Source organism: Myxococcus sp. AM010, assembly GCF_013372585.1.
GTDB classification, from domain to species: domain Bacteria; phylum Myxococcota; class Myxococcia; order Myxococcales; family Myxococcaceae; genus Myxococcus; species Myxococcus vastator.
Genome location: NZ_JABXEO010000086.1, coordinates 19726 through 35298 on the forward strand (window position 1 = coordinate 19726; position 15573 = coordinate 35298).

Annotated in this window: 9 protein-coding genes and 2 pseudogenes; 5 read left to right on the forward strand and 6 right to left on the reverse strand. The window is 66.8% G+C overall.

Going from position 1 to position 15573, the window contains the following annotated elements; translation table 11 throughout:
- Window positions 1-4: 4 nt before the first annotated feature.
- The 4 genes from HV826_RS29810 to HV826_RS29825 all read right to left on the reverse strand — a co-directional run bounded on the left by HV826_RS29810 (window position 5) and on the right by HV826_RS29825 (window position 6266).
- Complete coding sequence (locus HV826_RS29810; protein WP_176420457.1) at window positions 5-3235, reverse strand: hypothetical protein; 3231 nt, start codon at window positions 3233-3235, stop codon at window positions 5-7.
- A gap of 12 nt (window positions 3236-3247) precedes the next feature.
- Window positions 3248-4198 carry a hypothetical protein gene (locus HV826_RS29815; protein ID WP_176420458.1) on the reverse strand — a complete coding sequence of 317 codons (951 nt, stop codon included), beginning with the start codon at window positions 4196-4198 and terminating at the stop codon, window positions 3248-3250.
- Window positions 4195-4563, reverse strand: coding sequence for a hypothetical protein (locus HV826_RS29820; RefSeq protein ID WP_176420459.1), 369 nt, complete (start codon window positions 4561-4563; stop codon window positions 4195-4197). Before HV826_RS29820 ends, HV826_RS29815 begins: the two co-directional genes overlap by 4 nt.
- Before the next feature lie 224 nt (window positions 4564-4787).
- Window positions 4788-6266: an FAD-dependent monooxygenase gene (locus tag HV826_RS29825; RefSeq protein ID WP_176420466.1), complete on the reverse strand. Its 1479-nt coding sequence runs from the start codon at window positions 6264-6266 to the stop codon at window positions 4788-4790.
- Window positions 6267-6542: 276 nt separating this feature from the next.
- On the opposite strand from HV826_RS29825, the gene HV826_RS29830 reads away from it, so the two are divergent.
- The 3 genes and pseudogenes from HV826_RS29830 to HV826_RS29840 all read left to right on the forward strand — a co-directional run bounded on the left by HV826_RS29830 (window position 6543) and on the right by HV826_RS29840 (window position 8572).
- A complete protein-coding gene (locus HV826_RS29830) occupies window positions 6543-7574 on the forward strand; it encodes an oxygenase MpaB family protein (RefSeq protein ID WP_176420460.1) in 1032 nt (343 codons plus the stop codon).
- Window positions 7575-7782: 208 nt separating this feature from the next.
- Window positions 7783-8019, forward strand: a pseudogene (locus HV826_RS29835) (integrase core domain-containing protein); the annotation flags it as partial.
- A gap of 103 nt (window positions 8020-8122) precedes the next feature.
- Window positions 8123-8572, forward strand: a complete 450-nt coding sequence (locus HV826_RS29840) for a hypothetical protein (protein WP_176420461.1) — start codon at window positions 8123-8125, stop codon at window positions 8570-8572.
- Window positions 8573-8984: 412 nt separating this feature from the next.
- On the opposite strand, the gene HV826_RS38155 is transcribed toward HV826_RS29840, so the two are convergent.
- Entirely contained in the window at window positions 8985-9467 is a 483-nt protein-coding gene (locus HV826_RS38155) for a transposase (RefSeq protein ID WP_176420462.1), read from the reverse strand.
- Between the two features lie 439 nt (window positions 9468-9906).
- Here HV826_RS38155 and HV826_RS29850 point away from each other — a divergent pair, with 439 nt between their 5' ends.
- A complete protein-coding gene (locus tag HV826_RS29850; RefSeq protein WP_176420463.1) occupies window positions 9907-14052 on the forward strand; it encodes a CARDB domain-containing protein in 4146 nt (1381 codons plus the stop codon).
- Between the two features lie 78 nt (window positions 14053-14130).
- Here HV826_RS29850 and HV826_RS29855 read toward each other — a convergent pair whose 3' ends face one another.
- The gene (locus HV826_RS29855; RefSeq protein WP_407938445.1) at window positions 14131-14454 is read right to left on the reverse strand and encodes a citrate/2-methylcitrate synthase; all 324 of its coding nucleotides are present in this window, start codon (window positions 14452-14454) and stop codon (window positions 14131-14133) included.
- A gap of 257 nt (window positions 14455-14711) precedes the next feature.
- Here HV826_RS29855 and HV826_RS29860 point away from each other — a divergent pair.
- A pseudogene (locus HV826_RS29860) lies at window positions 14712-15573 on the forward strand (hypothetical protein); the annotation flags it as partial.

Genomic DNA, 15573 nt, shown 5'->3' on the forward strand with positions numbered 1-15573 from the left:
TCGCTCAGGGCACGAAGTCCACCGGGGGGATTGGGGTGGCGTTGTAGACGACCACGTGCCCCTTCTCCTCGAAGTAGTTGACGTTTTCGCTGAGGGGGACGGGCGTGGGGCCGCTCGCGACGGTGATGAGCGCGCCGATGGGCGCGAAGGGCTCCAGGCAGCGCCAGGGTTGAGGGGCGAGCGTGGGGTGCTGCGGACAGGGCCCTGGCGTGGCGTACATGTGTTCGCAGAGCGCGGGCGGCTGGTTCCAGCCGCAGCCGCACGCGAGGTTCACCAGGGGGACGGGGGTCCACGACGGTGCATGCCCCAGGGCGCACGTGCTCCGGAGCCAGAGGGGGTAGGGGCCCGCGTGATTGATGCACGGAGCGAGCGCTCCGCAGATGCCGCACACGGAGACGTGCTGGGCCGCGGTCGGCGCTCCACCACAGGTGCCGCACCCGGGGGCCGCCGGAGCGCCCCAGTGGAGCTGGTTGCAGGCGGTGTTCGCGCAGACGACCACCGGCCTGGGAACGGCTGGCGCCAAGGGGTGGGTCAAACAGGGGCTCGCGCCCGAGCAGGCCTGGCACACCCAGTGGAGCTGGAGCTTCGGGTGCGCGCACTTGTGATAGGTCGTCACCGGGTTCGCGCACCGTGAGCAGGCGCCCGTCGCCGACCGGGTCGCGCCGCAGGTCCCGCACCACCGTGTCTCGGTGGCCCGCTGACAGTATCCCGCGACACCGGATTGATTGTCGGGATGGTCATCGCAGTAGAGCTGTCCATCGTGGATGCGCGCCGTCGAGTCACACCTCGCGCCGTCGACGTTGAGGACGGGGCCATTGGGAGCGGGGGCGCACACCGCGCCGCCGCCAATGGAGCTGCCCCACGAGGGGATGAGGTGGACCTGGACCTTCGGCTCGTCTTTCACCGCGCGGTTCGTGTAGAAGTCGTGGAGCCTGCTTATGTTGTGGTCGAGGCACACCTCGATGCCGAAGGTGATGCCGTCGATGGTCACCACGGAGCCCCCTCCGAGCCCGGAGGCGGTGACCTCCGTGTTCACGTTGGGTCTGGCCCCCAGCGTGTCCCGGGAGCCGCTCGTAGGCAGGGCAAGGCGGTTGGGGTCGTTGTGAACCTGGATGAGTCGGCCGCTCCCGTCCACGGTGTTGAAGTTGGCGTTGGCGAAGTTCGGCCCGAGGAAGTCGATCCAGGAGATGTTCTCCTTGTCGACCAGGGCGCTCTTCAGCCCGCGTTCACCGACGTGGGGCGCTGGCCAGCCCTTCTGCAGGAGGGCCACGTTGAACACCTCCGTGGCCTGCGGCTCGAGGAGCTCCGCCTTGCCCGCGACGAACAGCTTGTTGCCCGCGAGCGTGAGCTCGTATCGCCCCGGCGCGAGCTGTGTGCAGGTCTCGATGTCGTCATCGGTGCCCGCCGCGTCCGTGATGCTCCAGCGCGCCGTGGGGGCGACGTTGTTCTGAATCCAATCGCAGACCCTGGAGGCGACGACCAGCTTCGTCTTGGGAGGTGTCGGGTCGCTCGACTCAATCCACACCCGGGGCTGGGCGAGCACCGCCGGCGCCGGAATCAGGGCGGGCTTGCCTTGGAGCGTGAGCTTGTATTGGTTGAGCCCGTCATCCACGACGGCCTGGATGGCCGCCGTGACGAGGCCCTGCTCGACCTCCCACGCCGGGTCTGGCTTCGTCGCCGCGCCGGTGACGGTGAGCACGGTGTCGGCGCCCGTCTCGTCGACTTCGGAGATTGTCACCGCGTGCTTCACGGGGTCCTTGTGGGCGAGCCGCGGGCCGCCCGGCTCGCCGTGCGGCAGGTATCCGATGGCGGTGCCGAAGACGAAGAGCCAGTCGGCGTAGTCGACCTTGTCCGTCTCCTCTCGCATCGTGTGGACGATGGATGAGAGCTTGTCGACGGGGTAGCCGCCCTTCTGTCCGCGGAAATAGAACTCGGGCGCCATGAAGACCTTGAGGACGTCCTCCGAGGGGACGACGTTCGGCGCGGCGAGCTGGATGGCCTCCTTCATGGCGTCGCAGCGCGTGGTGATGTCGGTGTCGTCGTCGACATCCCCGAGGTACGCGCCCGCCTGGGTGCCCGGCTTGACGTTGAACGCGACGAACTGCACCTGCTGGTAGTTGAACGCGCGCACCAGCGTGGGCATCACCGCGACGGCCAGCCCCAGCTCCTCGTCCTCTCCGCTGTGCGCTTGGAGCTGCACGCGGTAGGGCATCCTGGCGCGGTCGACTTCGGACCGGTCCCACCGCTTGCGCGGGTCGTTCAGCAGGTCGTACTGCCGCTGTGTCCGGAGCGTGTCCTCGGAGAGCGGCGCGAAGAAGACGCGCTGGTCGTCCTTGTCCCAGATGCTGAGCTGCCCGCGGACGAGCTTGTCGTTGTCTCCATCGAGCGTCCACTTGACGATGAGGGAGGCGTCGTCGAGCGGCGCGGTGGGTTCGTGCTTCCAGCGCGGGCTCCACGGCTCGATGAGGAGCCGCGCCTTGTCGTCCGCGTCGTCCTGGTAGTAGCGGACGAGCACGTTGTACGGGGCCGGGCCCGGGCCGACGTAGACGTCGGACACGCCCGCCTTCCGCAGGACGCCCTTCGTCGCTTCGCTCTTCCCCTGCCAGTCAGGGGCCTGCTGGGCGTCGGCGGGCGGGCGCTTGTCCACGACCACCTGGAAGCTCCGCCGCTGGAAGAGGTGCGTGGTGCCCGGCTCGTCCAGGGTATCGCAGGGCACCTCCACCCACTCCTTCGGCTGGGTCAGCACCACGGGGTCGGAGCGGCGGACGTCGTAGTACCGCGTCGCGTGGACCTCGAAGTCGACCTTGCTCGCGCGGGCCGACACGCCCTCGAGCTGATACTCGACCTCACAGGTGTCCGTGCCGGGCTTGAACCAGCGGGTGAGCTGGGTGATGGAGACGGCGGGGACGGGGCGCCTGCGCTTGACCTTGATGGTGTGCGCCTTCTCCAGCTTCAGCGCGGGCGCGGGCTGCCACGGCACGGGCTTGTAGATGACCTTCGTCGTGCCGAGGTCCGGGTCAAGCTCGGACTGGAGCGGGTCGGCGTCCACCTTGGCGCACCCCACGAGCTCGACGAGCGCGCGGTTGATCTCCGCCGGGACGCGGGTGCCCCAGTTGTAGAGGGCGACCTCGTCGAGCTTTCCCGTGAGGTCATGCTCGTCCAGAAGCGCGCCGAGCGTCTTCTTTCCGAGCGGGAGCTCATGCTTGGGGGCGCGTGCATCGAAGACCTTGCTCATGACCGCCTCACCTCACGCCGTGGTCATTTCCACGAACTCGTACACCTCGGGCTCGCCGTCGTCCGGGAGCTCGAGTGAGACCACCTCGCACCGCGTCGCGGGGCCGCTGGCCTGGGGGATGTCGTCTATCTTCATGGGCTCGCCCGCGGTCTCGAAGGACTTCGGGTCCGCGCCCTCTGGCCATTGGACGGTGAGCCGGGCCTGGTCGAGCCGCTGGGGGTCGGCGCCCGGCACGTCATGCACCACGTCGAACGTGAGCCACGAGAGCCGCTCCACGTAGAAGGTGAAGCAGTGCGCGCCGCGCGGGAGGTCGACGGTGGCCGCATCCAGGAGCTGCTTCGCGGGGTCGAAGAGCCGGTGTGGCGCGTCGTCGCCGAAGGTGAGCGTGAGGGCGTAGGCGTTGGGCTCCAGCGGCTCGCCCTGCCACCGGGCGCGTCCGTCACCGTCGGTGGGCTGCTCGAACTCCAGGTCGCCGAGCTGGACGCGCACGCCGGGCACCCCGGCGTCATCGTGCTTGAGGCGCAGCAGGACCTCGGGCCTGGCCAGGACGGGCACGGGAATCACGAGCACCGGGCACGTCTGCGCGGGGACCCGCAGGTGCTCCTCCGCGGGCTTCCCGAAGATACCCTCCGGGTCCGGCAGATCGACGGCGGTGACGTTGTACTCCCCTGGGTTGCAGGGCAGGAAGCGGGCGATTCCATCCGCGTCGGTGCGCTCCTGCCGGTCGATGCGGACGTCGGAGCGGCGGTAGCGGGGCGGCTTTTTCTTGCCGACCCGCTCCTCCGTGTACATCCGCCCAATCCCTGAGATGGCTCCGGCCGCGCCCTGGATGCCCTCGCCGTCATCCTCCCGGTACACGATGAGCAGCAGCCCCGTGTTCATGAAGGGGCAGGGCATGACCGCCTGCCCCAGGAACCGCTTCGCGGCCTGCTGCGCCACACGTTTGGCGGCCTCGAAGTTCACGGGAGCCCCTTGCCCTTGCCGGAGGAGGCCTCCAGCCGCGCATAGACAGCATCCATCCGCACGGAGGGCGGGAGGTCGGGGTCGCGCAGGAGGCGGCCCATCCAACGCGTCCTGGCCGCGTCCTCGAAGCCGGGGCCCAGCTCGTGCAGCAGGAAGACGTAGCGGGAGACCTCACCGCCTCCCATGAGCCCGAGGCGGCTCGCGCGGGCAATGCCATCCTTGATGAGCGCGCGCATCGGTTGACGCTCGAGGACCCGCGCATCCCCGGGGAAGACCTCGGGGAGGGCGCTGAGGAGTTCCTCGATGAAGTGCTCTTGAGCTGGTGCGTCAAGGGCCTCCAGCTGCGCGTGTCGGATGACGAGCATCCTTGAATAAGAACGGCAGGGTATTCGAGTGTCAATCCTGCTCAAGACATTCTGGCGCTGCCAGCAGTTGCGCGGCCATCAGGGCAATCCACGATGACTCCGAACACGAGCGCATACGGCTTCGGGATGACATCCATGAACCACGCCGCGCCGAGCCTTTGCCACCCTGTTGCCACCGTGGTGGCAGCAGGGAATCGCTTGCCCGCAGTGGCAGGCGCAACGCGCTACGTCGCACGCGGCGGACCGAACCACCGGGTCAGCGCTTCACGCAGCCCCTGGTCCGTGCCCTCTCCGACCCACGCGACGTGTCCGTCCGGTCGAATCAGCACCGCAACGGGCGCGGTGACCGCGTCGAGCACCGGGAGCTCCCACTCCCCCGTGTAGCGAGCAGCGACCCGCCGAACCCGGTCCGCCCAGGGCGTGACGTCGAGCGTGCCGGGCTCGCCCAGGTTGAGCAGCACGGGCCGCGCGTCGTGCAACAGGTGGAACACGCGCCGCGGGCCGTCGGCGGTGACCAGGTCGAGGTCCGGCACGCGGCGCCCGAGCAGCGGGTGTCCATTGCCCAGGTCGTAGTGGACGTCCAGCCCCGACATCATCGCCGCGTACTGCTTGCGTGGCCCGTCCATCCGCAGCAGCTCCGCCAGCGTTTCGCGCACGGCGTCCATCCGCGCGTCACCGCGGCTCAGCGCGGTCTGCGCCATCGTCTTGCGCAGCGCACGGGCCGCGACGGGGTGCCGCTCGGCCTGGTACGTGTCGAGCAGGTCCTCCGGCGAGACGCCGCGCACGACCTGGGCCAGCTTCCATCCCAGGTTCACGGCGTCCTGCACGCCAAGGTTGAGCCCCTGTCCGCCCATCGGCGAGTGCACGTGGGCCGCGTCGCCGGCCAGGAGCACCCGCCGCTCGCGGTAGGACGCCGCCTGCCGCGTCATGTCGGTGAACCGCGAGAGGGACGTGGCGCCGCGCAGGCCGTAGTCCGTCCCGTAGAGCGCGACGAGCCCCTCGCGCAGCCCCTCCAGGGTCGGCGCGTCGCCCGTGCCGACCCGCTCCTCTCTCAGCACGACGCCCACGCGCCCGCCCTCCAGCGGGCCCATGGCGTAGGTGCCCTTCTCGTCCCGGCGGATGCCGAACGTGGGTGCTCCGGTCAGCTCGACCTCGGCGATGAGGTAGCTGATGGACGCGTCCCACCCCGGGAACTCGATGCCCGCCGCCTTGCGGATGAGGCTGCGACCCCCGTCGCACCCGACGAGGTACTTCGCCCGGAGCGCACGGCCGTCGGACAGCGCGACGTCGACGCCGGTGTCGTCCTGCGCGAAGCCCGTCACCTCGCACCCGCGGTAGATGGGCACCGCCAGCTCGCCCACCCACTCCGCCAGGATGCGCTCGAAGCGCTCCTGCGAGAGCGCGAGCCCATGGTTGTGACGCGTCGGGAAGTCGCTGAGGTCCAGAGGCGTCTGCCCGAACGCGACGTTCTGGACCGCTTGCCCTTGCGAGACGAAGCGCTCGACGACCCCTCGCTGAGCGAGCACCTCCAGGCTGCGCGCGTGCAGGCCGCGCGAGCGCGAGCCGAGGAGTTCCTGACTGGCGCGCCGCTCGACGATGGCCACGTCCACCTGCGCCAACGCCAGCTCCGCCGCCAGCATCAGCCCAGTCGGGCCCCCTCCCGCAATCACCACCGCGTGCTGTGTCACCACGTCCGTGTGCATCACTCGGCCCTCCCGCTCTTGGAGCGAAACGGGTGATGGTGGAGCACGACCGGGGGGGCTTGCGGCAACACCCGGGGTCTGGCATCTGCTGACTCAAGCTTCGCCATCAGCGTCTCTCCGCGTATCTCCAGGTCAAGCGAGAGGCTCTGCACGGAGGCCAGAGGCTGAAACGCCACGAGAGACTCACTCCACCATCGGCAAGACCCTTTGCCCATACGAGCGAGCCGTCGTGGCGCATGCATCCAAGAGTGTGACCAGCATGATGGGGATAGACTCATGAATACGCATACGAACCCGAGGCGGTGGCCGCCTCCGCCGGAAGTGGCGCAGCAGCTCAACCAGGACCGCGAGCGTTTCCGCAGGTGTCTTGACTACATGCGAGAGCACGCGCCAGGCGAGGTCGAGGGCGTTTACGGCCCCGACAGCGTGACCTGGGTGCTCTATCGCGAGCCGGTGGTCCTCCTCGGCGGACTGCGCGCCATCCTGCTGCAGCTCGCCCATCCGGCAGTGGCCTACGGTATCTCCCAGAACAGCAACTTCCGGAATGACCTGCTCGGCCGTGCACGACGCACCTATACGGCGATGTACCAGCTCACGTTTGGTGGCCTCTCGGAAGCGACGGGCGCCGCGAAGCGGATCCACAGCGTGCACAGCCGTGTCTACGGCGCACTTCCGGACGGCCCCGGCCCGCGGGGCTCCGGCACCTATCGCGCGAACGACCCATCGCTGCTGCGTTGGGTGCACGCCACCCTCATCGACACCGCCATGCTGATCTTCGACACCTTCGTGCGGCCGCTCAGCGTCGAGGAGAAGCGCCGCTACTATCAGGAGACGCTGCGCGCCGCGGCGTGCTTCGGGATCCCGCCGGAGCAGGTGCCGCCCACGCTCGAGGCCTTCTACGAGTGGTACAACGCAGAGTTGGCGGGGGAGCGGCTGCGCGTGGGAGACACGGCGCTTGAGCTGGCGGGCCTGCTCTTCAATTCGCCGTTCACCCAGGGACAGTTCGATGAGGTGCTCACCGCTGGCCTCCTCCCGGAGCGCTGGCGCGAGGCGTACAGGCTGCCTTGGGGGCCGGGACAGCGGCTCACGTGGAGGCTCCTGAAGGGCTCGATGCGTCGGGGAATCCACCTCACCCCGCCAAAGCTCCGCTACGTCACGGCCTGGCACCAGGCCCAGATGCGGCTGGCCATGGCTCGGGGAGAGCGGCCGACGCTCATGGCCCGGTTGCTGAACACCATCGACTCCTACGTCGACGTGCCGTTCAGCATCCGGCCGGTCGCGGCGAAGGCCCGAGTGGACAAGGATTGAGAAAGGATTTGGGCGCTCCGCAAGTAAGCGTTCAGGGAGCAGTTGAAGCAGGAGCAGGCCATCAGCCGACGGGAGGCTTGTCGCTCGTTGACGCTGCGTGGGACATGGGAGACGGCCTGTCGTGGCCGAGGTCGACCCCAAGGATGTGGGCATCGCGGAGCTCGAGCGTCAGGTCGAGGAGCTGACTCGACTGGTGTAGGCGTTGCGGGTGTGCACCACGCCCGTCTCCTCGCCCCAGCGCAACGGCATGGCCGAGTCCTTCGTGAAGACCTTCAAACGCGACTACGTCTACGTCAACGAACTGGACTCGGCCGCACACGTCCTCGCCCAACTACCCGTCTGGTTCGACGACGACAACCGCTGCCGCCCGCACCGCGGGCTGAAGATGAAGTCACCCCGCGAGCTCCGTGCTGTCAACTCTCACCCCCTGAGCAGTCCGATTTGATGGGGGCAACTCCAAGCGGCCTGCGCCCCATCAGGTACTTTGGCTGCGACGATGTCCCCACTTCCGCCGGCACCCCGCCGGCCACCCCCTTGAGGCACCTGACATGTTCCGACTGGAGTGTGAATGGCACGATGCGCAGGCCACCGACCGCTCGGGCTTCGACCTGGGGCACATGACCTTCACGAGCAATACGGGGACCTGCACCTCCAAGGGCAGGTCCCCGGACCAGTCCATGATGCTCGCCATTTCGTTCGTGGGGCTGCTCGAGGGGCTCCAGGCGCTGGTGGCAGGCGGCGCGAAGGAGCACCTCTTCGTGGGGGCTGACTCGTCGTTCAGCCTGAGCTTCAAGCAGGGAAAGAAGGGCCACATCGCCATCCAGTGCGGCACGGTGTCGTTGGGCGAGGTGGAGTCCCTCGAGCTGTGCCGTGCCGTCCTGGAGGGCGTGGAATCCTTCATGACCCGGCCCGAAAGTGCCCTCCCTCCTGACGATGCGGCGCGAGGGGACCTGGAGATGACTCTGAGGGCGTTCCGAGTAACCGTCCCAGGGATGTGAGCGGGCCTGGCCCCCACCGACGGGAGTGGGTGGGGCCCGGGTGGCGCTCATTCGCGGCTAACGCTCCTTGGGCTTGCCCCGATTTGGCGGCTCTCCATCACTTTGTGTGATCTCACTCGGAAGAGCAGTCAGACGCAGCAGGGCGCCATTGGCGCCAATCTCCCTGGGAAGCCCGGATTTCAAGCCGGACTCTCTACCGTCTTTGACGACGACAGGCTCGCTCCCTCGGAGTCCGCGCACCTGAACAGCACCTTTCGTGAATCCGCCCTGTGCCACGCGTCACACAAAGTGCGGGAGTGCCAAATCGGGGCAAGCCCAGTCTTGCTTTGCCTCGACTCGGTACGCGCGCCTACCGATGACCAGAATCCCGCGCTCCGCGATGACCGCCAACAGCGGTGTGGAGCAATCAGTTTCACGCCGCGCTCGTCCCCGAGCCGCTCATCGAGTTTGTCGCTGTCGTAGGCATTGCCTCCGATGGGCCGCTCTGGGAGTTCATCAAGGAGCCCTTCGTCGAACGCGGCCTCGATGACTTTGACCTCGTGGGGCGAAGCGCTTGCGATGCCAATAGAGAGAGGAAGACCAGTGCTGTCGATAGCTGCCACGACCTTGGTCTCCTTCCCGCGCTTCGTCTTTCCGACGCAGGGCCCCCTTTTTTCGTGCCCAAGAAGGACGCGTCCGCGAAGCCATCTTCCAGGTCGAAGCCGCCGCGCTCCTTCAGGTCGCTGGCCAGCTCTCGCAGCACCTTGCGGAAGGTGCCGTCCTTCACCCAGCTTTGAAACCACCGGTGGCACGTCTGGTAGGGCGGATACTTCCTGGCCAGCTCGCTCCATTGCGCCCCGGTGCGCAGCACCGACAGAATGCCGTTCCAGAGGGGGCGAGCGTCCGTCAGGTCCAAGCTCTGGGTTCGATCTCATCTGTTGCGGAGTGTCGAGCTCCGGCAGAAAACTGATCAGATTTCAACGGGTTGCCTCGAGCAATTTCGAGACCGGATCTAAGGGAGGTCGCCATCAGCATCTCCTGGGTGGTAATTGATGTTTGGGTGTGGTTTGATGTGCCATGTTGCTTGTGTCTTGAATTTGGTTCGAAGTGAGGACTCAAAGGCAATCATGGTCATTTCCAGGCAACGGCTCTGCCGGACGAACTTCCTCCTTGCAGTCCTCCTTTGGGTGTCCGGTTGTCTGCCGACGACGGACACCCCTGTTCCCGAGGCCCCTGAGTCCGCACCTCACGCTCGCGACTCCTCCTCGCAGCTCAAGCCCCATCCTGTGAGCCTGGAGCGGAGTGGTCTGGCATCCCTATCGCGTATCCGCGACTGGGTGGGTAAGGCGAAGGACTTGAGTGACTACGTCAAAGACTACAACCGGTGCGCGAGCCAGGGCTTCAACAAGCCTGGCTGTTCGGCAAAGGATATGGTCTGGAGTGGTCTCTGCATGGTGTTGGATTGGCAGATGAGTGATATGCTTTCGTTGGATATCGGAATTCCATATGGCGAACTGTGCCTGGGGGGAGCGACGCTCAAATGCTGCAAGTACGAGCCAGCCACAGATACGTCCTGTCACAGCGCCTTCAACTCAGAAGCGCCCATCAACTGCGAGGGGAATCCCTACTACACCTCTGCGGAGTCCTATGGACCGTGCCTCGAACCTGAAGAGGGCTCGGGCTGCTTCTGTGACTACCTCCCCCAGTGCTCCAGCCCTGTGATTGAGCGGTCAGGCTCCGGCGACTGGCGCTTCAATCAGTTCGGAGTGATGCTGGCCGCCGCCATTGAGGATGGTGCGGATGCGCTCATCCGGCAGCAGCCGGGGGACTTCGTGGACTACGTCGGCTTTGTCGGAACCTGTCCGCACCGGGAGGTCATCCTCACGGGAGCCCCCTTCTCGAAGCCGGACGAGTTTCCACCGGGCTACCCGCTGAACGACGCCTACCATGAGAGCGACAACGTTCCCGAGGCCCGCTACCTGCGCGGGCTCACTACGCTCGCCATCCAGCGCGTGCTCTCGGGCATCCCGAACGTCCAGTCCCGGTGGAACGCCATCGCGTCGCGCCACTGGACGGAGCCGGAGAAGACAGCCTATCTGGCCAACGTTTCGGATCCAGAAGCCGTGCTGGAGAGTTGCGTGGGAGAATTCGGTGTAGACATGCTCCGCCAAGCCTACCCGGGTGAGTATTTGCTGCTCGCGGCTCCCCTCCAGGGGGAGACCGAGCCCAATTGTCCCGCTGGCTGGGTGGGTGGGGCGGCCATCTGTGCTGCAGCGTCGCTCAGTGTGGCGGTGAGCACCTCGGGGGCCAGCGTGACGCTTGTGCCCTCGGTGTATGACCCGAGCGCGAACTACAATGCTGACGGCACCTATGCCGTGCAGCTCGACTGGGGTGATGGTCTTGTGGAGGGCCGCGTCTATGGCGTGTCTGAGCCGTCCACTCACGCGTGGATGCATACGTTCGAGGCTGCCGGCACCTACACGGTGACGGCGCGAATCACCAACACGTCTGGGCTGGTGGGGGAGACAACCACCCAGGTGGTTGTGGCCGAGGGCTCCGGCCAGCCTGTGCGGCGCTCCGTGGAGAGCGTCCAGTTTGCAATGGATGCCTCCGTTACCGCGTACAAACATGGACGCATCCGTGTGGACGTGGAGGGGCTCGACGCGGAGGGCAATGTCCACAAGCTGGGCTATCACTGGGTGACGCTGACCGGTGAGGACTGGACGAATGTCACTGTTCCGCTCACCTCGGCGCTGAGTCATGGGGGGCTCACTGACCTTCAGTCATTTCGCCTCAGGACGAACCACTACGAGGGGAACGCAGTCTCGTTGCGCGTGTTGCGTCTGTGGGGTGTTACGCTGAACCTGTACGCCTCGCCGGGCATGTCGCCGCAGTCGCGCTCGTACGTGCTGACAAACCGGGACGTGAAGGTCTATGCGCCTGGAAATCCGACCCCCACAGCGCCACTGGTGGAGCCGGGGTCGGGCAAGCTGGAGCTGCCGCTGATGAACGCGGAGATTGTTATTGACCTGCCCACCATCCCGGAGCCGGCTCCTTCGTGGAGCTATGGTTGCCGGCCGGTGTACGGCTCGGATGCGCCGCTGATGCGGACAGCGAACGGAGGCTGCGAGGACATCGCCAGCGGGTTGGTCTTCGCCGTCATCCCATTTCACAGCAACTGGCACGATGCCGTCTGGGACTCGAGCGTTCCGGGCAGCGCCGTTCCGGATGCGCAGGACTACGGCCGGGTCAATGACTACTCGGGGGGTTATCCTATCTCGGCGGGGCCGGACGCGTCGGCCGCAGCCTATTGCCATGAGTTGACGCAGGGCGGCTTCAGCGATTGGCGTCTGCCCTCGGATAAGGAACTGGCTAGGGTGACGAGTGCCTCCATGGCCGGGACCTACTTTCCCCACGCTGTCTCAGAGTATGCCTGGACCTCAACGAACTGGAGCGCCTCTTACGCTGTACTGATCCATCTCTTGGGAGGGGGGCACTATGGCATCAAGGCGACCGAGTCCCACCGAGTGGTCTGCGTGAGGAGCGGGCCTCCACCTGCGGAGCATGCGTGTCGAGTGCCTGCCGATGGCGAGCAGCTCTTCGTGACGGGATGCGGAGGCTGCATGGATACGCGCGCTGGGGGGCTCGTGTGGAGCCGGCCTTCGGTACCGGTGAAGACGTGGCACGACGCAGTGTGGGGCGCCGAGTTGGCAGGCAATGCGCAGCCGGACGCGGACGATGGAGCACGCACGAATGACTACGCCGGTGGAATTGTCCCGGGCGTTTCGGACGCCTCGCTAGATAACCACTGTCACTCGCTGGTGGAGGGGGGATTCAGTGACTGGCGCCTGCCTGCCGTGACGGAAATCCACCGCGTGAGCGGCAGTGCCCTGGCGAAGAAGTACTTCGATTTCGAGACAGCGGAGTACTTCTGGAGCGCGTCTGCCTACAGCACATCTGGCACCCTCGTTCAGAGCATCTACCTGGGCGATGGTGGCCATTCGTATGACGAGACGACGAAGTACCAGCGCGTGGTTTGTGTGCGGCCCCCGGCTTCGATGGTAGCCGCAGACTTGGCTCCCATTGCCTTCATCGGGCCTGCCGCAGCGGCGACACGGCAGACGGTTTCCTTGTCCTGGACCGTCACGAACCAGGGCTCGGTGGATGCCACGCCATCATGGCGCGACGCCATATATCTGTCGCGCGACATCTACCCCAGCAGCAACGACGCGCTGGTGCTGGATGCGTCACGGAGTACGCTGCTCGCGCCGGGGGGCAGCTATACCGTCACGAAGTCGGTAGATCTGCCAGGAGTGCCTGCTGGCGATTACTTCTTGCTCCTGCGCGTCGACAGCACCTCCGTCGTGGTGGAGAGGGACGACGGGAACAATGGGTGGGCCGCGCTGCCCATCACCGTGACGAATCCTGACTTGGCCATCACCGCGTTCAGCGGACCGTCGGAGGCTGCGGTCCAGCAGCGGGCGCCCATCAGTTGGACGGTCACGAATGCGGGCACGGCCAACGCGTATCGGTCCTGGTCCGACTTCGTCTACCTCTCCACTGACCAGACGTTCGGTGGTGGAGACGTCAACGTGACGAGCTGGCAGCACTCGGGTGGGCTGGCACCGGGAGCGAGCTACACCGTCGCCAATACCGCGACACTGCCAAACGTTCCTGCAGGGAACTACTTTCTGCTCCTCCGGGTCGACCATTACGGTGCCCTCTACGAATCGGAAGAGACGAACAACACTTGGACCGCGCTGCCCATCACCGTGACGAACCCAGATCTGGCGGCCACCGCGTTCAGTGGACCCTCGGTGGCCGAGGCTCAGGAGTCCGTGTCCTTTACGTGGACGGTCACCAATGCGGGCACGGAGGTCGCGTACCCGAACTGGTACGACTACGTCTACCTCTCTACGGACGAGAGATATGACAGCGGGGATACGTCGGTGATGAGCGAGGTTCGCACGAGCGCGCTGGCGCCTGGGGCGAGTTATACCATCACGGAGTCCGCGGTCCTGCCGAGCGTGCCTGCTGGGAACTACTTCCTCCTCCTTCGAGTAGACCGCAACGGTGTGCTTCACGAGCCGAATGAGGAGAACAACACATGGACGGCGCTGCCCATCAGTCTTCGCGCTGCGGACCTCGTTCCAGGGGAATTGTCGGCTCCGCCCTCGGCACGGGCGGGCTCCTCCATCAGTCTGGCATGGAGCGTGAGCAATGGCTCAGTGGATGTTGTTGCGCATCCGAGCTGGTCGGATTACGTCTACCTCTCCAAGGATGAGACCTGCTGCACGGGGGATACGTCGCTCGCGAACGAGTCACGCAGGACGGCTCTGGAGCCGGGGGCGAGCTATTCCCTCACCAGGACCGTCACGCTACCGGCGACGCTGACGCCCGGTGTCTACAACCTCATCCTGTCGGTGGATAGAAACGGCTCGCTCCCCGAGACGAATGAGGAGAACAACTTGGTCGTCGTTCCCTTCACCGTCGACCCATAGCAAGCAAACTCCCTGGTAGGGATGGCGCCAACATTCATGGGGTCATCCCTACCGGTGAGCATTCATCGCGCTGCGGGCTCATTCAGAGACGGTGCCCCTCGGAGTGGGAGCGGGCTCAACGTAGCGGGCGTGCGGACGCAGCAGGTGTCCCTGCTCGCGCTGCTCCAGCACGTGTTCCACCCAGCCCGCCGCGCTCCCCATCGCGAACAGCGTGGCCCCCGCGCCCGGTGGCAGTCCCAGCGCCTGCGCCAGCATGGCCAGCCCGAAGTCCACTGCCGGCGGCGGGTGCCCCGCGTCCTTCATCACCTCCAGGAGAGTCTTCGCCACCCGCACGCCCACCGCCTCCGGACGCACCGACAGCGCCGCCTCCGCCAGCGGAGGAGTAGCGCCGGACGTGCCCACCCTGGCACGAGGTCGAGGTGCTGTGCCGCCTCTCCGTGCCAGTGCGGGGGGCTGTCCAGACGGCTTCCCGGGTGGCGGTGACGTGCAGGTGTGCGAGGACCTCGCTGTCCGGCTTGGCACGTCTGTCGATACTCCCACCGGGCCGGGTCGCCTGTGACTCTTGCAGTCAACTTCCCCGCCCGGTTTGCCGACCTGTCGGACTGAGCAGGGAACCTCTGTGCTGAGCGCCCCTGCTGGGGCCCGCCACGGAGGCGTCGATGGGCATGCATGGGAGTTGGGCCGTCGTCTTGCTGCTGCTGTTGCCCGGGGCCGGAGGGGCGCAGGAGGCCGTCACCCCAGAGGACTTCGACGCCACCGTTCGAAGGCTGGAGGAGGCCATCTCCGACAAGTCTTCCGGCGAGGAGGAAGCGGGAGAGGCTCAGCCCGAGGAGGAGTCCTCTGCGTCCGCGACGTCCGACTCGGCATCTCCGATGACGAACCTGCTGCGCATGGACGCGGCGACCTGGACGTTGCTGCCGCGGAGGGGCGCAGGCACCGACGAAGGCTTCGTGCAGGTGGAGCCGATGGTGGCCTTGGGGAGGGGCGAGTCGTTCCGCCTCATTCTCGGGGCGCCGGTACGGCTGCGGCTGTGGGGCGGAGGGGAAGGCGCGGGCCTCGTGAGGCGGGAGGACTGGGACACGCTGTCCGACTGGGGGCAGGTGGTGCGCCTCTTCATGGTGGGAGGGGACACGCCCGACTCGGTGTGGCTGGGGATGATGGAGGGCTACTCCCTGCTGTCCGGGCACTTGGTGCGGCGCTACGGCAACCGCGTCAACCCCGACTACCACCCGGCCGGCGTCATCGCGACGGGCACGTTGGGGCCGGTGTACGCGGAGGCCTTCGCTTCGGACGTCTTGAGCGCGCGCCTGGCGGGGGCGGAGGTAGCCCTGGACGTGCAGCACGTCCTCTTCGGCCGGCCCCCTGTCCCGGGGCGGTACACGCTGGCGCTGTCGGCGGTGCATGACTGGGGGCGGGTGGGCGGCACCGCGAGGCCCATGACGCTGGCGCACCTGGACGCCACCGCGGTGGTGCTGCGGCGAGGGCGCAAGGGCCAGCGGGTGGAGGCGCACCTGTTGGGTG

Bases quoted from the DNA above. Each gene is read 5' to 3' on its own strand.
- HV826_RS29810 (WP_176420457.1), bottom strand. From the start codon at position 3,235: ATGAGCAAGGTCTTCGATGCACGCGCCCCCAAGCATGAGCTCCCGCTC.
- HV826_RS29820 (WP_176420459.1), bottom strand. From the start codon at position 4,563: ATGCTCGTCATCCGACACGCGCAGCTGGAGGCCCTTGACGCACCAGCT.
- HV826_RS29825 (WP_176420466.1), bottom strand. From the start codon at position 6,266: ATGCACACGGACGTGGTGACACAGCACGCGGTGGTGATTGCGGGAGGG.
- HV826_RS29830 (WP_176420460.1), top strand. From the start codon at position 6,543: ATGAATACGCATACGAACCCGAGGCGGTGGCCGCCTCCGCCGGAAGTG.
- HV826_RS29840 (WP_176420461.1), top strand. From the start codon at position 8,123: ATGTTCCGACTGGAGTGTGAATGGCACGATGCGCAGGCCACCGACCGC.